This window comes from Streptomyces sp. SPB162 (assembly GCF_029504575.1).
Classification (GTDB): Bacteria; Actinomycetota; Actinomycetes; order Streptomycetales; family Streptomycetaceae; genus Actinacidiphila.
Map to the genome: position 1 here is coordinate 2,927,389 of NZ_JAQFII010000001.1, position 16,127 is coordinate 2,943,515.

Below are 16,127 nucleotides of genomic sequence, written 5' to 3' on the forward strand. Positions count from 1 at the left end.
CTAAATGGTCTACACCACTTTGGACCCGGCGACCAAACAGGAGACCCGGCAGGCGGCGCGACGCCGCCGGCCCGGCAGCCACCAGGAGGCCACCGATGAGTTCGGAGAACGCCGCCGTCGGGCAACAACCGAGGAAGAAGTGGACCAGCGGCTTCTTCCAGGGGCTGCAGAAGATGGGCCGCAGCCTGCAGTTGCCGATCGCCGTGCTGCCCGCGGCGGGCATCTTGAACCGGCTGGGCCAGCCGGACGTCTTCGGTGCGGACGGGCTGGGCTGGGACAGGGTCGCCAAGGTCTTCGCCGGAGCCGGCGGCGCGCTGCTGGACGGCTCACTGGGCCTGCCGATGCTGTTCGCCGTGGGTGTGGCGATCGGTATGGCCAAGAAAGCGGACGGTTCGACCGCGCTGGCGGCGGTCGCGGGCTTCCTCGTCTACTTCAACGTGCTGCGCCAGTTCCCGGAGGACTGCGGCAAGGGGAAGTTCTCCACCGGCGTCTGTTTTGACGGCACGACGGTCACCGCGGCCGCCTTCCAGAACCCGGGGGTCTTCGGCGGCATCGTGATCGGCCTGGCGACGGCCTTCTTCTGGCAGCGCTACCACCGCACCAAGCTGGTCGACTGGCTCGGCTTCTTCAACGGCCGCCGCCTGGTGCCGATCATCATGTCGTTCGTGGCGATCGTCTTCGCGGTGCTCTGCCTGTGGGTCTGGCCGCCGATCGGTGACGCGCTCACCAGCTTCAGCAAGTGGCTGGTGGACCTGGGCTCCGGCGGTTCCGGCATCTTCGGCGTCGCCAACCGCGCGCTGCTGACGATCGGTCTGCACCAGTTCCTGAACGTGTTCGTCTGGTTCCAGTTCGGCGACTTCACGAAACCGGACGGCACGGTCGTGCACGGCGACATCAACCGGTTCCTGGCGGGTGACCCGACGGCGGGCCAGTTCACCTCGGGCTTCTTCCCGATCATGATGTTCGCGCTGCCGGCCGCCGCGCTGGCGATGGCGCACTGCGCCAAGCCGCACCGCCGCAAGGAGGTCAGCGGCATGATGCTGTCGATCGGCCTGACGTCGCTGGTCACCGGGATCACGGAGCCGATCGAGTACTCGTTCCTCTTTATCGCCCCCCTGCTGTTCGCGCTCCACGCGGTGCTGACCGGCGTCTCGATGGCGGTCACGTGGGGTCTCGGGGTCCATGACGGCTTCAGCTTCTCGGCGGGCCTGATCGACTACGTCATCAACTGGGGGCTGGCGACCAAGCCCTGGATGATCATCCCGATCGGGCTCTGCTTCGCGGTGGTGTACTACATCGTCTTCCGCTTCGTGATCACCAAGTTCAACCTCACCACCCCTGGCCGCGAGCCGGACGAGGTGGGGGACGAACTGGAGCAGGAGAACATCAAGTAGGGTACTAGCCGCCCGGAGGGTGTCCGGGCACAAAGCCCCGCGCCGAACGGCCCCCGAGTCCTTGGACTCGGGGGCCGTTCCGTTTGTGGTCCAGACCACTGGATCACAATCGGAACAGGGGATTCCTTTATGCCGCCCCGACGTGTTAAAACTGGTCTACACCACTGAGTGGTATAGACCATAGCGGCGGGCCGTCCCCTCTTGAAGAGCCCGCCTCACCAGGAGGAATCTGATGAGTACGGCCACCGCTACGGCGGCCCCCGCGAAGAAGCGGGGCTCCGGTCTCTTTTCCGGCCTGCAGAAGGTCGGTCGCAGCCTCCAGCTGCCGATCGCCGTTCTCCCGGCCGCCGGCATCCTGCTCCGCCTCGGCCAGGACGACGTCTTCGGCGACAAGGGCCTCGGCTGGCACAAGGTCGCGGCCGTCTTCGCGACCGCCGGCGGCGCGGTGTTCGACAACCTGCCGATGCTGTTCTGCATCGGTGTGGCGATCGGCTTCGCCAAGAAGGCAGACGGCTCGACCGCGCTCGCCGCGCTGGTCGGCTTCCTGGTCTACAGCAACGTCCTGAAGGCGTTCCCGGTCACCGAGGCCGTCCTCAAGGCGGGCAAGGACGACCCGGCGGTCTACAACAACCCCGGCGTCCTCGGCGGCATCATCATGGGCCTGCTCGCCGCGGTCCTGTGGCAGCGCTACCACCGCAAGCAGCTGGTCGACTGGCTCGGGTTCTTCAACGGCCGTCGCCTGGTCCCGATCATCATGGCCTTCGTGGGCACGCTCGTCGGTGTCATATTCGGCCTCTGCTGGGAGCCGGTCGGTCACAAGATCAGCCAGTTCGGTGAGTGGATGACCGGTCTGGGCGCCGTCGGCGCCGGCCTGTTCGGCCTCATCAACCGCGCGCTGATCCCGGTCGGCATGCACCAGTTCGTGAACTCGGTCTCGTGGTTCCAGCTCGGCGACTTCAAGAACTCCGCGGGCGAGGTCGTGCACGGCGACCTGACCCGGTTCTTCGCCGGTGACCCCACCGCCGGGCAGTTCATGTCGGGCTTCTTCCCGATCATGATGTTCGGCCTGCCGGCCGCCGCCATCGCCATTGCGCACTGCGCCCGCCCGGAGCGCCGCAAGGCCGTCATGGGCATGATGATCTCGCTCGCGCTGACCTCGTTCGTCACCGGCATCACGGAGCCGATCGAGTTCTCGTTCATGTTCATCGCTCCGGTGCTCTACGCGATCCACGCGGTGCTGACCGCCGTCTCGATGGCCGTCACCTGGGCGCTGGGCGTGCACGCCGGCTTCACGTTCTCGGCCGGCTTCATCGACTACGCGCTGAACTGGAACCTCTCCACCAAGCCGTGGCTGATCATCCCGATCGGACTCTGCTTCGCGGTGATCTACTACGTCGTCTTCCGCTTCGCGATCATCAAGTTCAACCTCACCACCCCGGGCCGCGAGCCCGAGGAGGAGATCGAGGACCTCACCAAGGCGTGAGCCCGGTGACCCCTCCCCGCTGATCGGCGGAGCACGACGTGAGGCCCCCGGAACCGTACTTGCCGTACGGTTCCGGGGGCCTCACGCTGTTGAGGAGACCGACGTTCGGGACGGTCCGCCTCGTGCAAGACCGGAGCGCTGCTGCCGGATCAGACGCTGCTGGTGGTCGAGGTGACGTCGGAGTCCCACGCGGACACCGACCGCACGGTCAAGCCCCGCCGCTACGCCGCGTACGGCGCGCCCCTGTACCTGTGGGTGGACCGGCAGGACCGGACGGGCACGCTCTACTCGCCGCCGTCCCGCCTCGGGTGCACGCACGCGGAGGGCCCGGACCCGTTCGGCCGGGCGATCCGGCTTTCGCACCCGTTCGACCTGGAACGGGACCCGTCCGGCTGCTGAGTCCGGCCTGGGCGGCCGGGTGTCGGGTGTCGGGTGCCGGGTGCCGGGTGTCGGGTGCCGGGTGCCGGCTAGAGCTCGTACACCGCGCCCGACGTGGCGAGTTCGACCGGGCCGTCGAAGACCGCTCGGGCGTCGGCGAGGTTGCGGGCGGGGTCGGTCCAGGGCGGGATGTGGGTGAGGACGAGGCGTCCGGCGCCGGCGCGGTCGGCGTGTTCGCCGGCCTGGCGGCCGTTGAGGTGCAGCTCGGGGATGTCCTCCTTGCCGTGGGTGAAGGAGGCCTCGCACAGGAAGAGGTCGGCGCCGTCGGCGAGCCCGAGCAGGGCGTCGCAGGGGCCGGTGTCGCCGGAGTACGTCAGGGCGCGGCCGTCGTGTTCGATGCGGAAGCCGAACGCCTCGACGGGGTGGCTGACGCGGTCGGTGGTGACGGTGAAGGGGCCGAGGGTGAAGCTGCCGGGCTCCAGGGTGCGGAAGTCGAAGACCTCGCTCATGCACTTCTCGTCGGGCATGTCGCCGTAGGCGGTGGACAGCCGGCGCTCGGTGCCTTCCGGTCCGTAGACGGGGATGGCGTCGGCGGGGCCGCCGTCGTGGCGGTAGTAACGGGCCACGAAGTAGCCGCACATGTCGATGCAGTGATCGGCGTGCAGATGGCTGAGCAGGACCGCGTCCAGGTCGTAGAGGCCGCAGTGGCGCTGGAGTTCGCCCAGGGCTCCGTTGCCCATGTCGAGCAGCAGCCGGAAGCCGTCGGCCTCGACGAGGTAGCTCGAGCAGGCCGATTCCGCGGACGGGAACGACCCCGAGCAGCCGACGACGGTGAGCTTCATGCCGTGAAACCTCCGTGGGCGCGCCACAGATCGCCCCCATACCGGTTGGAGTGGGGGGTTGGGCGGGTGCGGTCCGCCACGTGTTGACGAGAGTAAGGCGCGGGGCGGGCCGACGCGCCTCCTCAGTGCCTCGTTGTGGGCGGAATCACCAGTACGAGGGGCGGCCGGTACGGTCGGTTCCGAATGAGGATCTTCTTCGACACTTTTCGACCGTGGGAGCCCATATGAACATGACCTGGTGGTTGGTGGCGGCCGCGGCCGTGGTCGTACTGGCCGCTTTCGCGGTGTGGAGACGGTCGGGCGGACCGGCGCCGGCCGGGTGGTCCGGCGCGTCCGCCGCGCGCGGCGGATCGTCCGGCGTCGCGGCGTGGCGGGAAGGGGACGCCCGCGGCGGGCGAGATCTGGTGGGCGAACGTGCCGTTCGAGGACGGGTCGGGGGCGAAGGACCGGCCGTGCCTGGTGCTGTCGGTGCGGGGGCGCACGGTGCGCGTCGCGAAGATCACCAGCAAGTTCCACGAGGAGCTGCCGGGGGTGATCGCCCTGCCGCCGGGAGCCGTGGGCGACGCGCAGGGTCGGACGAGTTATCTGGAGACCGACGAGCTGCGGGAGGTGCGTTCCGCGGCGTTCCGCCGCCGGGCGGGCGTCCTGGACGCGGAGCTGTGGCAGCAGGTGCGGCGGATGGTGCGCTGATCCGCGGCGGGCCGCCCGGGTGCGTCGACCGCGGCCGGGCCCGGCGGTGTGCGGGCCGGCACGCGCCGGCCCGCGGGGGCGGTCAGGCCCAGAGCTGGCCGTGCAGTTGCTCGACCGCGGCCTCGGTGGTGGGGGCGGTGTAGATGCCGGTGGAGAGGTACTTCCAGCCTCCGTCGGCGACGACGAAGACGATGTCGGCGCGCTCCCCCGCCTTGTGGGCCTTGGCGGCGACGCCGAGTGCGGCGTGCAGGGCGGCTCCGGTGGAGACGCCGGCGAAGATGCCCTCCTGCTGGAGCAGCTCGCGGGTGCGGCGGACGGCGTCCTCGGAGCCGACGGAGAAGCGGGTGGTGAGGACCGTCGCGTCGTACAGCTCGGGCACGAAGCCCTCGTCGAGGTTGCGCAGGCCGTAGACGATGTCGTCGTAGCGGGGCTCCGCGGCGACGATGCCGACTCCGGGGACCTTCTCGCGCAGGTAGCGGCCGACGCCCATCAGGGTGCCGGTGGTGCCCAGGCCCGCGACGAAGTGGGTGATGGTGGGGAGGTCGGCGAGGATCTCGGGGCCGGTGGTCGCGTAGTGGGCGCCCGCGTTGGCGGGGTTGCCGTACTGGTAGAGCATCACCCAGTCGGGGTGCTCGGCGGAGATCTCCTTGGCCATCCGGACGGCGGTGTTGGAGCCGCCGGCCGCCGGTGAGGAGATGATCTCCGCGCCCCACATCGCGAGCAGTTCACGCCGCTCCGACGAGGTGTTCTCGGGCATCACGCAGACGATGCGGTAGCCCTTGAGGCGCGCGGCCATGGCCAGCGAGATGCCGGTGTTCCCCGAGGTCGGCTCCAGGATGGTGCAGCCGGGGGTGAGCCGGCCGTCCGCCTCGGCCTGCTCGATCATGTGCAGCGCCGGGCGGTCCTTGACCGAGCCGGTGGGGTTGCGGTCCTCCAGCTTGGCCCAGACGCTGACGGCGTCGGACGGTGACAGGCGCGGGAGGCGGACGAGCGGGGTGTTGCCCACCGCTGCCAGCGGGCTGTCGTAGCGCATCAGACAGCGTTCGTTTCGGTCATCGCGGGAGTCGAGCCGCCGGCGACGGCCGGGAGGATCGTGACGCTGTCGCCGTCGGCGACCTTGGTGCTGATGCCGTCGAGGAAGCGGACGTCCTCGTCGTTGAGGTAGACGTTGACGAAGCGGCGCAGTCCGCCGTCGACGACGATGCGCTCGCGGATCCCCTTGTGGCGGCTCTCGAGGTCCGAGAAGAGCTCGTCGAGCGTGCTGCCCGCGCCGTCGACGGCCTTGGCGCCGTCGGTGTAGGTGCGGAGGATGGTCGGGATGCGGACCTCGATGGCCATGGGTGGGCTCCGTTACGTGCGGCGTCGGACGGGAGGACGTGCGGGCGGGCGTGCGGCGTGCCGGGAGCTGCGGTGGCTCCGGGAGGTGCTCCGGTGAGTGCTCAGGCGCGCGGACAGGCGGCGCTGGCGACGCGGCAGAGGTCGACGTGCAGCCGCGCGACGAGCAGCATGCCCGGCGGGTTGTTCTTCACGTCGAGGGGAACCATGGGCTCATCGTATCGATTCCCGGGGGACGTCCGAGACAGCCGTCCCACGATGCGGACGTCAGGCTCCGGAGGCCACTACTCGCACGTCTTCTTCGGTCACGACCCCGTCCACGATGCGGAACGAGCGGAACTGGAACTCCTCCGCGGTCGAGACGAGGACGTAGTGCGCGCCGGGCTCGTTCGCGTAGGTGATGTCGGTGCGGGACGGGTACGCCTCGGTGGCGGTGTGCGAGTGGTAGACGATCACCGGCTCCTCGTCACGGTCGTCCAGGTCGCGGTAGAGCTTGAGCAGGTCCGTGGAGTCGAACTCGTAGAACGTCGGTGAGCGGGCCGCGTTCAGCATGGGGATGAAGCGCTCGGGACGGCCGCTGCCCTCGGGCCCCGCGACGATGCCGCACGCCTCGTCGGGGTGGTCGGCGCGGGCGTGGGCGACGATCGCGTCGTGGATCTCCTGCGTGATGGTCAGCATGAAGGAAAAGTAACAGCGCGCGGAGCGCTCACCATAAGGGTGGGGGTGGGCGACGGGCGGGAAAAGTAACAGCGCGCGAAGCGCGTACGAAGGCCCGCCCCAGGGGTGCGGGGGCGGGCCTTCGCGGTGCGGGATGGCTTGCGGCGCGCGGTGCTCAGCTCGCGACGTCGACCAGTGCGGGCTCCGGGGCGACGTGCGGCTTGGGGGCGAACGCCTCCGGGTTCTTCCGCTTGAGCCAGGCGTACCCGATGCCGAGGATCGCGAACCACACCGGAGCGCTGTAGAGCGAAATCCGCGCGTCCTCGTCGATGCCGATCATGACCATCACCCCGGCCAGGAAGATCAGGGCGATCCAGCTGGTGTACGGGGCGCCCGGCGCCTTGAACCAGGCCTCGGCGGCGCGGCCGGCCTTGACCGCCGCGCGGTAGCGCAGGTGGGAGATGAGGATCATCGCCCAGGTCCAGACGCCGGCGACGGTGGCGAAGGCCGTGATGTAGGTGAAGGCGCCGTCCGGGTCGACGTAGTTGATCCACACGCCGATGCCCATCAGGGCGACGGAGACGAGGATGCCGGTGGCCGGGGTCTGGCGGGAGTTGAGCTTGGCGAAGGCCCTGGGACCCTGGCCGTTGACGGCCAGGTCGCGCAGCATGCGGCCGGTGGAGTACATGCCGGAGTTGCAGGACGACAGGGCGGCGGTGAGGACCACGAAGTTGACGATGGCCGCGCCGAACGGGATGCCGATCTTGGCGAAGGCGGCCACGAACGGGCTGACGCCCGGCTGGAACTCGGTCCACGAGACGACGCCGAGGATCACGATGAGCGCGCCGACGTAGAACACGCCGATCCGCCAGGGCAGCGTGTTGATGGCCTTGGGGAGCGTCTCGCGGGGGTTCTCGGCCTCGCCCGCGGTGACGCCGACGAGTTCGACGGCGAGGTAGGCGAACATCACGATCTGCAGCGTCATGAGGGACTTGCCGACGCCGTTGGGGAAGACCCCGCCGTCACCCCACAGGTGGCTGAGCGAGGCGGTGTCGCCGGCGGCCGAGAACCCGATGGTCAGGACGCCGATGCCGATGAGGATCATGCCGATGATCGCGGTGACCTTGATCATCGAGAACCAGAACTCGACCTCGCCGAAGACCTTCACCGAGATGAGGTTGACGCCGAAGAGCACCAGCAGGAAGACCAGGGCGGAGATCCACTGCGGGATGTCCTTCCACCAGTAGGTGATGTACACCGACGCGGCGGTGACCTCGGCCATGCCGGTCACCACCCACATCAGCCAGTACGTCCAGCCGGTGACGAACCCCCAGAACGGGCCCAGGAACTCGCGGGCGTAGTCGGCGAAGGAGCCGGAGACGGGGCGGTACGTGAGCAGTTCGCCCAGCGCCCGCATGATGAAGAAGATGATGACGCCGGCGATGGCGTACATCATGATCAGACTCGGTCCCGCCTGATGGATGGCCTTGCCGGCACCCAGGAAGAGGCCGGTGCCGATGGCACCGCCGATGGCGATCATCTGGATCTGCCGGCTGCCGAGCCCTCGCTGGTAGCCCTCTTCTGTGACGTCGGCGGCGGCCGCGTCAACTGCGGCGTCCGCGGCGGCCGCGTGGCCGGTGTGTTCCGTCGGCATGGTGGTGGTGCGCCTTTCTCCATATCCCCCCGGACAGTGGAGTTGCGAGCCGGCGATCGGCCGGCTCAGCGCCTGGCGGAACAGGGATGGCGTCCCGGCCAGTGGTCGGAATTAGTACCACGGGCTGAGACGTCGTCCGAAGAGGCGAATGTGACGCGGGGCACAGGAAAAACACCCCGAAGGTGAATCAAGGCGGCATATCGGACGATCACGGTGACATGATCGTTATCCGGATTTGAGCGTCCGCTGAGCGAATGTGCGGTGCCCACAGGACGGTCAGAGCGTCTCGATCAACGTCTCCTGCAGTCCGCCGAGCCACAGGTACGCCATCACCATCGGCTTGAGCGGATCGTCGTCCGGCAGCCGGTAGAGCTCGGTGTCCTCGTCGCTGACCTCCAGCCGGGTGCCGATGGTCAGCCGCAGGTCGTTGAGGGCGCCCAGCCAGCGGCGGGTGTCCTCGGGGGTGAGCAGCAGTTCCGGGGTGGCCGCGTCGAGGGAGTGGACGAGGGCCAGCGCGTCCTCGCGCTTGCGGGAGCGCAGGTCGTTCTCGGTGAAGCGGCGGAACTCCGAGGACTGGGCGGTGTCCTCGTAGGCGTCCGGGAAGAGCCTGGCCAGCGCCGGGTCGGACGGGGGCTTGCTCGGCCCGTCGGCGGGGAACAGCGCGGCCAGCGGGTCGTCGGAGATCGGCTCCTGCCCCGGGCCGATCATCTCGAGGAGCTGCACGGCGAGGCTGCGCAGGATGGACTTCTCGACGGTGTCGAGGGTGATGACGGCGCCGCCGCCCGGGGCGGATTCGAAGTAGCCGGCCATCAGCGGTCCTGCTGCAGGGTCGCCCACAGGCCGTAGCCGTGCATCGCCTGCACGTCGCGCTCCATCTCTTCGCGGGTGCCGCTGGAGACCGCGGCCCGCCCCTTGTGGTGAACGTCCTTCATGAGTTTGACGGCCTTGTCCTTGGAGTACCCGAAGTAGGCCTGGAAGACGTACGTCACGTAGCTCATGAGGTTGACGGGGTCGTTGTGCACGAGGGTCACCCAGGGGACGTCCGGTTCGGGTACCTCGAAGGGGGCCTCGGTCGTCTCGGGCCGTTCGATCTCAACAGGGGCAACGGAACAGCGCACGAAGTGCGTCCTTGGAAGGGTGGTGGAGGTGGGGTCCCCCATGCCGGAGGCCAGGGGAGGTTGGGCACTCATCACCCTCCAATGCTGCCGCCATTGCGGCGCTTCGCACAAATGGACGCGACCCGGAAGAGAAATCGTCACTCTGACGCATAGTCGGGGTAGCATCCCGTTCCATGAGCACTGCAGATCTGCCGCTGCCGGTGGCCGTACCTTCCACCGCGCTGTTCACCGACCGGTACGAGTTGACGATGTTGCAGGCCGCGCTGCGCAGCGGGGCGGCGCACCGGCACTCGGTCTTCGAGGTCTTCACCCGCCGGCTGCCGGAGGGGCGCCGGTACGGCGTCGTCTGCGGCACCGGCCGGGTGCTGGACGCGGTGGAGAACTTCCGCTTCGACGCCGACGTGCTGGACTTCCTCGCCCGCGAGGACGTGGTGGACGAGCCGACCCTGGAGTGGCTGGCCGGGTACCGCTTCACCGGTGACATCTGGGGTTATCCCGAGGGCGAGGTGTACTTCCCCGGCTCGCCGATCCTGCGGGTGGAGGGCTCGTTCGCCGAGGCGGTGATCCTGGAGACGGTGATCCTTTCGATCCTCAACCACGACTCCGCGATCGCCGCGGCCGCGTCCCGGATGGCGGTGGCGGCCGGCGGCCGCCCGCTGATGGAGATGGGCGCCCGGCGGGCGCACGAGCTGGCGGCGGTCGCCGCCTCGCGCGCCGCGTACGTCGGCGGCTTCCTGTCCTCCTCGAACCTGGCGGCCGGCTTCCGCTACGGGCTGCCGACGATCGGCACGGCCGCGCACGCCTTCACCCTGCTGCACGACACCGAGCGGGACGCCTTCACCGCGCAGGTCGAGTCGCTGGGCCGGGGCACGACGCTGCTGGTGGACACCTACGACCTGATGTCGGCGGTCAGGACCGCCGTCGAGGTGGCCGGACCCGAACTGGGCGCGGTCCGCATCGACTCCGGCGACCTGCTGCTGCTCGCCCACCGGGTGCGCCAGCAGCTGGACGACCTCGGCGCCGAGAACACCCGGATCGTGGTCACCTCCGACCTCGACGAGTACGCCATCGCCTCGCTGGCGGCGGCGCCGGTCGACGCGTACGGGGTCGGCACCTCGCTGGTGACGGGCAGCGGCCACCCGACCTGCTCGATGGTCTACAAGCTGGTTTCCCGGGCCTCCTCGAACGAGCCGGATGCGCCGATGGTGGCCGTCGCCAAGAAGTCGATGGGTGCCAAGAGCAGCGTCGGCGGCCGCAAGTGGGCGGCGCGGCGGCTGGACGAGGACGGGGTCGCGGAGGCCGAGGTGGTCGGCACCGGGCCCGTGCCGCCGGAGCTGGCCGACCGGCAGTTGCTGGTTCCGCTGGTCCGGGGCGGGGAGATCACCGGCCGCGAACCGCTGGAGGCGGCCCGCACCCGGCACATCGAGGCGCGCGCGGGCCTGCCGCTGTCCGCCTCGCAGCTCTCCCGTGGTGAACCGGTGATCCCCACCGAGCAGGTGTGAGGTGACGGCCGTCGGGGGCGGCCGTCAGGGCTCCGTGCCGCGACGGTCGCGGAACGGGGCCCGAGTCCCTACGCTCAACGCGTGCCGCCTGTCCCCCCACGGCGGTCAGCCGACCGAAGAGGACCGCGAATGCACCGCGCACTGATCGTCGTGGACGTCCAGAACGATTTCTGCGAGGGCGGCAGCCTCGCGGTCGCCGGCGGCTCGGACGTGGCCGCCGCGGTCACCGATCTCGTCGGGCAGGCCACCGCCTGCTACCGCCATGTGGTGGCCACCCGTGACCACCATGTCGACCCGGGGGACCACTTCTCCGACCGGCCGGACTTCGTGCGGTCCTGGCCCGTGCACTGCGTGGCGGGTACCGAGGGCGTCGGTTTCCATCCGAACTTCGCGCCGGTCATCGCCTCCGGCGCGGTGGACGCGGTCTTCGACAAGGGGGCGTACTCGGCCGCCTACAGCGGCTTCGAGGGCGTGGACGAGAACGGGACGGGGCTCGCCGAGTGGCTGCGGGCACGGGCGGTCACCGAGGTCGACGTGGTCGGCATCGCCACCGACCACTGCGTGCGCGCCACGGCGCTGGACGCGGCCCGCCAGGGCTTCACCACCCACGTGCTGCTCGACCTGACGGCGGGGGTCGCCCCGGCGTCCACCGAGCGCGCGCTGGCGGAGCTGCTGGCCGCGGGTGTCCGGCTGACGGGCAAGCCGGCCGTCGGGGCCTGAACGGCGTGTGCGGTCCATGGGCGGGCGGGCACCGCTCCGAGACCGGGTGTCACCCCGCCCGCCGGTGCGTGGCGCGGAAGGGCTGCCAGAGCTCTTCCGAGCCGGACGCGGAGTGCCGCCAGACGAGGCCGTCCGGGTGGTGCAGGACGGCGGTGATCTCGTCGGGCGTCGGGGGTTCGGTGTTGCCGCTGAGCCGGGCCGCCCGGAAGCCGAGGTTCCGGAGCCGGGTGAGCGCCCGCTGGCGGTTCTGGGCGTGCACGATGACGCGGACGCTGTCCTCCGCGCCGCCCGGGTGGGGCAGCTTGAGAGCGACGACGACATTGCCGTTGGGGAGCTTGGTGAATCCACCGACTGCCATGCCCACATGATCCGGTGATCGGCCCCCGCCCACCAGAGGGCGTGGGCCGAACACCAGGTCAACGCAGGTCAGCGACCTGCGGGGCTGACCGCAACGATTGTGTTCTGTCCGTTCGGGGAGTCGAACAGGATCGAAATGCGGGTATTCGTGTTCGGCACCTGGACACTCCCGTACGGGTTGGTGTCGTACCAGTAGGTTCCGTGACGGTCGTCGAAGACCGGGACGCCGGGCTTGGACTTGATCGTCGTCGCGACGCCGTTCTTGTGCGCGGTGAGGGCGTCGGTCGGGTACCAGCCGAAGGTGGAGTCCGCGGACTGGATCTTGTTGCGGAACAGCGCGCCGTCCGACCAGGCGTCGGGCTTGGCGTGGGCGTCGATCGGCAGGATCTGGCCGTGGCCGGGGTGCTCGCCGACGTTGTTGTCCAGCTGCGAGGTGTCCCAGAGCCAGATCAGCAGGCCGTTCTGGTACGCGTAGTGCTCGACCTTCTTCGGGGCGGCGGCGCCGAACCCGAAGTTGTAGGGACCGGTCTTCAGGACCTTGTCGTAGCTGACGTACTGGCGGTTCTCCGCGATGTAGTACTGCGGGTACGACTTGGTGAAGGACGCCTCGGAGCGGCTGAAGCCGTTCGCGGTCCAGCCGTTGTCGTCACCCTCGGCACCGTCGGTGAAGACGGCGGCGCCGTCGGCGGTGATCTTCAGCTCGTCGGCCGCGAAGCCCTTCTGCGCGACACCACCGTCGGTGCGGTAGCGGAAGCGCAGCTCGATCTGCCGGCCGGCGAAGGCGTCGAGCGGGTAGTTCATGTCCTTGTAGCCACCCGTGGTGCCGGTCATGGCCGGACGGCCGCTGCCGTTGCGGGTGATGGGCTGCCCGTCGATCGTGCCGTCGATCGGGGCCCAGTTGACGCCACCGTTGGTGGACACCTCGGTGTAGAGGTAGTCGTAGCCGTCCTCGGTGTCGTACCAGCCCTTGAACGACAGGGCGGCGGACGTCTTGCCGGTGAGGTCGACGTGGCGCGTCAGGGTGTTGCGCAGGTCATTGCCCGACCCGCTCCACCACTGCTTGGTGCCCGCGGCGGGCGTGGTGATCGCGGTGGTGACGCTCTTCGACGGCAGTGTCACGACCAGGCCCTGCGGGTCCTTGGTGTTGTACTCCGCCACGCCGAGCTTGTGGGTCGAGAGCTTGGCGGCCTTGGCGGTGTCGTACTTCAGCCAGCCGAGCTGCATCTTGTCCCAGGCGTCCATGTCACCGGGCAGCGAGCCGATGTCGGTGGTGCCGTTGGAGAGCCAGGAGCCGGACGACATCAGCGACCAGAAGGCGGTGCCGTTCTCGCCGATGTACGTGGTGTCGTACAGGTCGGGGAGGCCGAGGTCGTGGCCGTACTCGTGGGCGTAGACGCCCAGGCCGCCGTTCTCCGGCTGCATCGTGTAGTCGCCGACCCAGATGCCGGTGTCGCCGATCGGGGTGCCGCCGAGCTGGTTGCCGGCCGGGCCGGTGAAGCCCTCGTCACCCTGGAAGGCGTAACCGCGGTGGGCCCACAGCGCGTCGGTGCCCTGGACGCCGCCGCCCGCGGACTCGTCCTCGCCCGCGTGCACGATCTGGAAGTGGTCGATGTAACCGTCGGGCTCGTTGAAGTTGCCGTCGTGGTCGAAGTCGTAACGGTCCCACTGGTCGTACTGCGCCAGGTCCGTCTTGATCTGCGCGGCCGTGCGGCCCTTGGCCTTCTGGTCCGCGGCCCACTGCGCGGTACCGTCGCGGACCAGGTCCTCGACGGTGGCGCAGTTGGTGGCGCCGCACTTGTTGTTGCCGTAGCGGGCCTCGTTGTAGTCGACCTTGACCCAGTCGGAGACCTCGCCGTCGACCGAGTAGCGGCCCGAGGACTGCTTCTCGTAGTACTTCGCCACCGACTCCTTCTTGGCGTCGTGCGAGAAGTAGAGGTCCTGGAAGGACTGCGCGTTGTAGTCCTTCTTCCAGGCGGTGCTGTTGTCCGTGGTGCGGTCGGGCTCGGCTATCTGGTTGTGCAGCGGGCCGACGGTCCCGCCGTACTGCGGGTCGACCTTGTCGCCGAACTCGGCGAGGATCACGAAGATCTTGTCGGTCTTCTCGCGGCTCAGCTCGACGTACTTGCCGTTGCTGAGCTTGGCGACCTTGGAGCGGCCGCTGTCCTTGACCGTGAGGTCGCCGGCGATCACCTTCTGCAGGGCGTCCTGCCGGCGCACCGCCTGCTCGCGCGCGAGCGGGCCCAGCCGGTCATCGTCGACCTTGGCTTTGGTGCCGGCCGCTACCTTGCCGGTGGGCGCCTGCATCGGATCGTGGCTCGCCTGCGCGTCGTTGCCGGCCGCGGGTGCGGCCGCGGCCAACGTCGCGGGCATCGCCATCGCACCCAATGCGACGAGCGCCACCGCGAGGGTGGCGGGTCTGATGGTGCCTCGAAGATTCTTCAAGTTGTCTTGACCTCCCCTTGGGAGATGCCATTGCATCTAAGAGCCGAGAGAAAAGACAGGTCTTGACTTGCTCATGGCAGAGCAGTACGTTCACCGGCTTTCGAGGTCCGGATAACGGACAACAACGCGGGTAAACCGTCTGCCTGTTGAGACGGATGGGCCGGGGTGAGATTCCATGCGCCCCCCTGTGCTCCCCCACCGTGGGTTAGGTCACGCTTACCAACCGTTCCCATCGGGCATGCCGATCCGTAGAGTCAGTTGCCGGCGCCCCCGCGTGAAGCTTTCCACCGCCCCTTCCGACGCTGCGACTTAACCGACGTATTCGAGGACGGATCCCGCCATGCCGCGTCCTACCCCCGCGCAACTCGCATACGGTTCCGCAACCGTTGTCCTGTCCACTCTCGCGATGCTCCTGCTGTCCGAGGCACGTTCCGGCATCAGTGTCGTCATCATCGCGGCGGCCGGGCTGCTGCTCGGGGTCCTGGTCGCGGTGACGACCACGATCCCGTTGACCGCCCGCGCCAAGGCCCGCAGCCGTACGGCGGTCCGCGCCGCCCACGTGCCGGTCCCCCGCCCACGGGTGCACAGCTCCGGCCAGTCCGGCCGGTCCCGCGTCAGCGAGCACTCGCTGCGCCGATGAACCGCGGGCGGCGGCCCCGGAGCGATCGCTCCGGGGCCGCCGTCGTGTGCGCGGGCCCGGACCGCGCGGCGGACGGGGGCTGTTCGGACCGGCCGTCACGCCGAGACGACCACGGTTTTCGCCGCCTTGTCGTGCAGACCCTGCCGGTACGGCTTGTCGAGCAGCAGCAGGATCCCGATGAGCACGATCCACAGGCACGGGCAGCAGAACAGTGTCGGCAGCCAGAACACACAGGCCCGGATCAGCGCGGCCTGCGAAGTGGGGACACCGCCGTTGTCGAGCATGGCGACGCGCAGGCCCAGCCACTTCTTGCCCAGCGTCTGACCCGTCGACTTGGTCATCCACCACTCGTAGCCGATGTACAGGACCGCGGCCACCAGCGATCCCAGCACGGAGCTGCCGTAGTTGATGTCGTCCGCGTCGGTCCGGTAGGTGCCGAACGCCCAGTCGAGCAGGCCGACCGGGATCGAGATGAGGATGAAGTCGATGATCCGCGCGAGCAGCCGCTTGCCGACGCTGCCCAGCGGCGGCATACCGGCCAGCGGATCGGGCGCGCCACCTCCGTAGGGGCCACCGCCGTAGGGGCCGCCGCCGGGCGGGTTGCCACCGGGCGGGCCGCCGTACGGATTGCCGCCGTAGGGGTCGTTGGCACCGCCGTACGGGTCGCTGCCGCCGCCTCCCTGCGGGGGCGGCGGGTACGACGGCGGCGGCTGCCGGTCGTAGGGCGAGCCGCCGGGCGTGCCGGGGCCATCGCTGTCCTGCGGGGGTTTGGCGAAGGGATCGTCACCGGTTCCTGGCGTCGGCTGGCTCATGACCCGAGTGAAACCCGCGGGAAGCGGACGCGCCTTCCGACAAGATCCGTTCGGGGTACGCCGAGCGGATCGGCACCGCCGGCCCGCTCCCGCCGGGCGCTAC

General features: G+C 69.4%; 17 protein-coding genes and 1 pseudogene. 7 read left to right on the top strand and 11 right to left on the bottom strand.

Translation table 11 applies throughout. The features are described from left to right. Window positions 1-95: 95 nt before the first annotated feature. The 3 genes and pseudogenes from M2266_RS13360 to M2266_RS13370 form a co-directional block, all read left to right on the top strand. Window positions 96-1,394, top strand: coding sequence for a PTS transporter subunit EIIC (locus tag M2266_RS13360; RefSeq protein ID WP_277438400.1), 1,299 nt, complete (start codon window positions 96-98; stop codon window positions 1,392-1,394). A gap of 232 nt (window positions 1,395-1,626) precedes the next feature. Beyond that, a complete protein-coding gene (locus M2266_RS13365; protein WP_277438401.1) occupies window positions 1,627-2,877 on the top strand; it encodes a PTS transporter subunit EIIC in 1,251 nt (416 codons plus the stop codon). A gap of 135 nt (window positions 2,878-3,012) precedes the next feature. After that, window positions 3,013-3,276: pseudogene (locus tag M2266_RS13370) on the top strand (Uma2 family endonuclease); the annotation flags it as partial. A 68-nt stretch (window positions 3,277-3,344) separates the two neighbouring features. Here M2266_RS13370 and M2266_RS13375 read toward each other — a convergent pair. Then, a complete protein-coding gene (locus tag M2266_RS13375; protein WP_277438402.1) occupies window positions 3,345-4,097 on the bottom strand; it encodes an MBL fold metallo-hydrolase in 753 nt (250 codons plus the stop codon). 414 nt (window positions 4,098-4,511) lie between these two features. Between M2266_RS13375 and M2266_RS32320 the strand changes: the two genes are divergently transcribed. Then, window positions 4,512-4,787 (top strand): type II toxin-antitoxin system PemK/MazF family toxin, encoded by a 276-nt coding sequence (locus M2266_RS32320; protein ID WP_346780888.1) that lies wholly within the window; start codon window positions 4,512-4,514, stop codon window positions 4,785-4,787. 82 nt (window positions 4,788-4,869) lie between these two features. Here the strand turns inward: M2266_RS32320 and M2266_RS13385 are convergent, their stop codons facing one another. From M2266_RS13385 to clpS, 7 genes are all read right to left on the bottom strand, one after another. Then, window positions 4,870-5,820, bottom strand: a complete 951-nt coding sequence (locus M2266_RS13385; protein ID WP_277438403.1) for a cysteine synthase — start codon at window positions 5,818-5,820, stop codon at window positions 4,870-4,872. Continuing rightward, window positions 5,820-6,125 (bottom strand): MoaD/ThiS family protein, encoded by a 306-nt coding sequence (locus M2266_RS13390; protein WP_277438404.1) that lies wholly within the window; start codon window positions 6,123-6,125, stop codon window positions 5,820-5,822. The genes M2266_RS13385 and M2266_RS13390 overlap by 1 nt, the downstream gene beginning before the upstream one ends. A gap of 101 nt (window positions 6,126-6,226) precedes the next feature. Continuing rightward, window positions 6,227-6,331 (bottom strand): putative leader peptide, encoded by a 105-nt coding sequence (locus M2266_RS32325; RefSeq protein WP_346780889.1) that lies wholly within the window; start codon window positions 6,329-6,331, stop codon window positions 6,227-6,229. Between the two features lie 58 nt (window positions 6,332-6,389). Then, complete coding sequence (locus M2266_RS13395; RefSeq protein ID WP_138356598.1) at window positions 6,390-6,800, bottom strand: M67 family metallopeptidase; 411 nt, start codon at window positions 6,798-6,800, stop codon at window positions 6,390-6,392. A gap of 154 nt (window positions 6,801-6,954) precedes the next feature. Beyond that, window positions 6,955-8,433 (bottom strand): amino acid permease, encoded by a 1,479-nt coding sequence (locus tag M2266_RS13400; RefSeq protein WP_277438405.1) that lies wholly within the window; start codon window positions 8,431-8,433, stop codon window positions 6,955-6,957. A gap of 276 nt (window positions 8,434-8,709) precedes the next feature. Further along, complete coding sequence (locus tag M2266_RS13405; protein WP_277438406.1) at window positions 8,710-9,243, bottom strand: DUF2017 domain-containing protein; 534 nt, start codon at window positions 9,241-9,243, stop codon at window positions 8,710-8,712. Beyond that, window positions 9,243-9,593, bottom strand: coding sequence for an ATP-dependent Clp protease adapter ClpS (clpS, locus tag M2266_RS13410; RefSeq protein ID WP_277441188.1), 351 nt, complete (start codon window positions 9,591-9,593; stop codon window positions 9,243-9,245). Before clpS ends, M2266_RS13405 begins: the two co-directional genes overlap by 1 nt. Before the next feature lie 131 nt (window positions 9,594-9,724). On the opposite strand from clpS, the gene M2266_RS13415 reads away from it, so the two are divergent. Both M2266_RS13415 and M2266_RS13420 read left to right on the top strand, forming a co-directional pair. Beyond that, on the top strand, window positions 9,725-11,053 hold the full coding sequence (locus M2266_RS13415) for a nicotinate phosphoribosyltransferase (RefSeq protein WP_277438407.1): 1,329 nt from the start codon (window positions 9,725-9,727) through the stop codon (window positions 11,051-11,053). Window positions 11,054-11,182: 129 nt separating this feature from the next. Further along, the gene (locus M2266_RS13420; protein WP_277438408.1) at window positions 11,183-11,773 is read left to right on the top strand and encodes an isochorismatase family protein; all 591 of its coding nucleotides are present in this window, start codon (window positions 11,183-11,185) and stop codon (window positions 11,771-11,773) included. A gap of 49 nt (window positions 11,774-11,822) precedes the next feature. On the opposite strand, the gene M2266_RS13425 is transcribed toward M2266_RS13420, so the two are convergent. Both M2266_RS13425 and M2266_RS13430 read right to left on the bottom strand, forming a co-directional pair. Continuing rightward, complete coding sequence (locus M2266_RS13425; RefSeq protein ID WP_277438409.1) at window positions 11,823-12,131, bottom strand: hypothetical protein; 309 nt, start codon at window positions 12,129-12,131, stop codon at window positions 11,823-11,825. A gap of 68 nt (window positions 12,132-12,199) precedes the next feature. Next, a complete protein-coding gene (locus M2266_RS13430; protein ID WP_277441189.1) occupies window positions 12,200-14,506 on the bottom strand; it encodes an immune inhibitor A domain-containing protein in 2,307 nt (768 codons plus the stop codon). A gap of 406 nt (window positions 14,507-14,912) precedes the next feature. Here M2266_RS13430 and M2266_RS13435 point away from each other — a divergent pair, with 406 nt between their 5' ends. After that, the gene (locus M2266_RS13435) at window positions 14,913-15,212 is read left to right on the top strand and encodes a hypothetical protein (protein WP_277438410.1); all 300 of its coding nucleotides are present in this window, start codon (window positions 14,913-14,915) and stop codon (window positions 15,210-15,212) included. Between the two features lie 95 nt (window positions 15,213-15,307). On the opposite strand, the gene M2266_RS13440 is transcribed toward M2266_RS13435, so the two are convergent. Continuing rightward, complete coding sequence (locus tag M2266_RS13440; protein ID WP_277438411.1) at window positions 15,308-16,024, bottom strand: RDD family protein; 717 nt, start codon at window positions 16,022-16,024, stop codon at window positions 15,308-15,310. Between the last annotated feature and the right edge of the window lie 103 nt (window positions 16,025-16,127).

Coding starts and splice junctions, on each gene's coding strand:
- M2266_RS13420 (WP_277438408.1), top strand. CDS start 11,183: ATGCACCGCGCACTGATCGTCGTGGACGTCCAGAACGATTTCTGCGAG.
- M2266_RS13415 (WP_277438407.1), top strand. CDS start 9,725: ATGAGCACTGCAGATCTGCCGCTGCCGGTGGCCGTACCTTCCACCGCG.
- M2266_RS13360 (WP_277438400.1), top strand. CDS start 96: ATGAGTTCGGAGAACGCCGCCGTCGGGCAACAACCGAGGAAGAAGTGG.
- M2266_RS13375 (WP_277438402.1), bottom strand. CDS start 4,097: ATGAAGCTCACCGTCGTCGGCTGCTCGGGGTCGTTCCCGTCCGCGGAA.
- clpS (WP_277441188.1), bottom strand. CDS start 9,593: ATGGGGGACCCCACCTCCACCACCCTTCCAAGGACGCACTTCGTGCGC.
- M2266_RS13385 (WP_277438403.1), bottom strand. CDS start 5,820: ATGCGCTACGACAGCCCGCTGGCAGCGGTGGGCAACACCCCGCTCGTC.
- M2266_RS32325 (WP_346780889.1), bottom strand. CDS start 6,331: ATGGTTCCCCTCGACGTGAAGAACAACCCGCCGGGCATGCTGCTCGTC.
- M2266_RS13395 (WP_138356598.1), bottom strand. CDS start 6,800: ATGCTGACCATCACGCAGGAGATCCACGACGCGATCGTCGCCCACGCC.
- M2266_RS13400 (WP_277438405.1), bottom strand. CDS start 8,433: ATGCCGACGGAACACACCGGCCACGCGGCCGCCGCGGACGCCGCAGTT.
- M2266_RS13440 (WP_277438411.1), bottom strand. CDS start 16,024: ATGAGCCAGCCGACGCCAGGAACCGGTGACGATCCCTTCGCCAAACCC.
- M2266_RS13365 (WP_277438401.1), top strand. CDS start 1,627: ATGAGTACGGCCACCGCTACGGCGGCCCCCGCGAAGAAGCGGGGCTCC.
- M2266_RS13435 (WP_277438410.1), top strand. CDS start 14,913: ATGCCGCGTCCTACCCCCGCGCAACTCGCATACGGTTCCGCAACCGTT.
- M2266_RS13405 (WP_277438406.1), bottom strand. CDS start 9,243: ATGGCCGGCTACTTCGAATCCGCCCCGGGCGGCGGCGCCGTCATCACC.
- M2266_RS13425 (WP_277438409.1), bottom strand. CDS start 12,131: ATGGCAGTCGGTGGATTCACCAAGCTCCCCAACGGCAATGTCGTCGTC.
- M2266_RS13430 (WP_277441189.1), bottom strand. CDS start 14,506: ATGGCGATGCCCGCGACGTTGGCCGCGGCCGCACCCGCGGCCGGCAAC.
- M2266_RS13390 (WP_277438404.1), bottom strand. CDS start 6,125: ATGGCCATCGAGGTCCGCATCCCGACCATCCTCCGCACCTACACCGAC.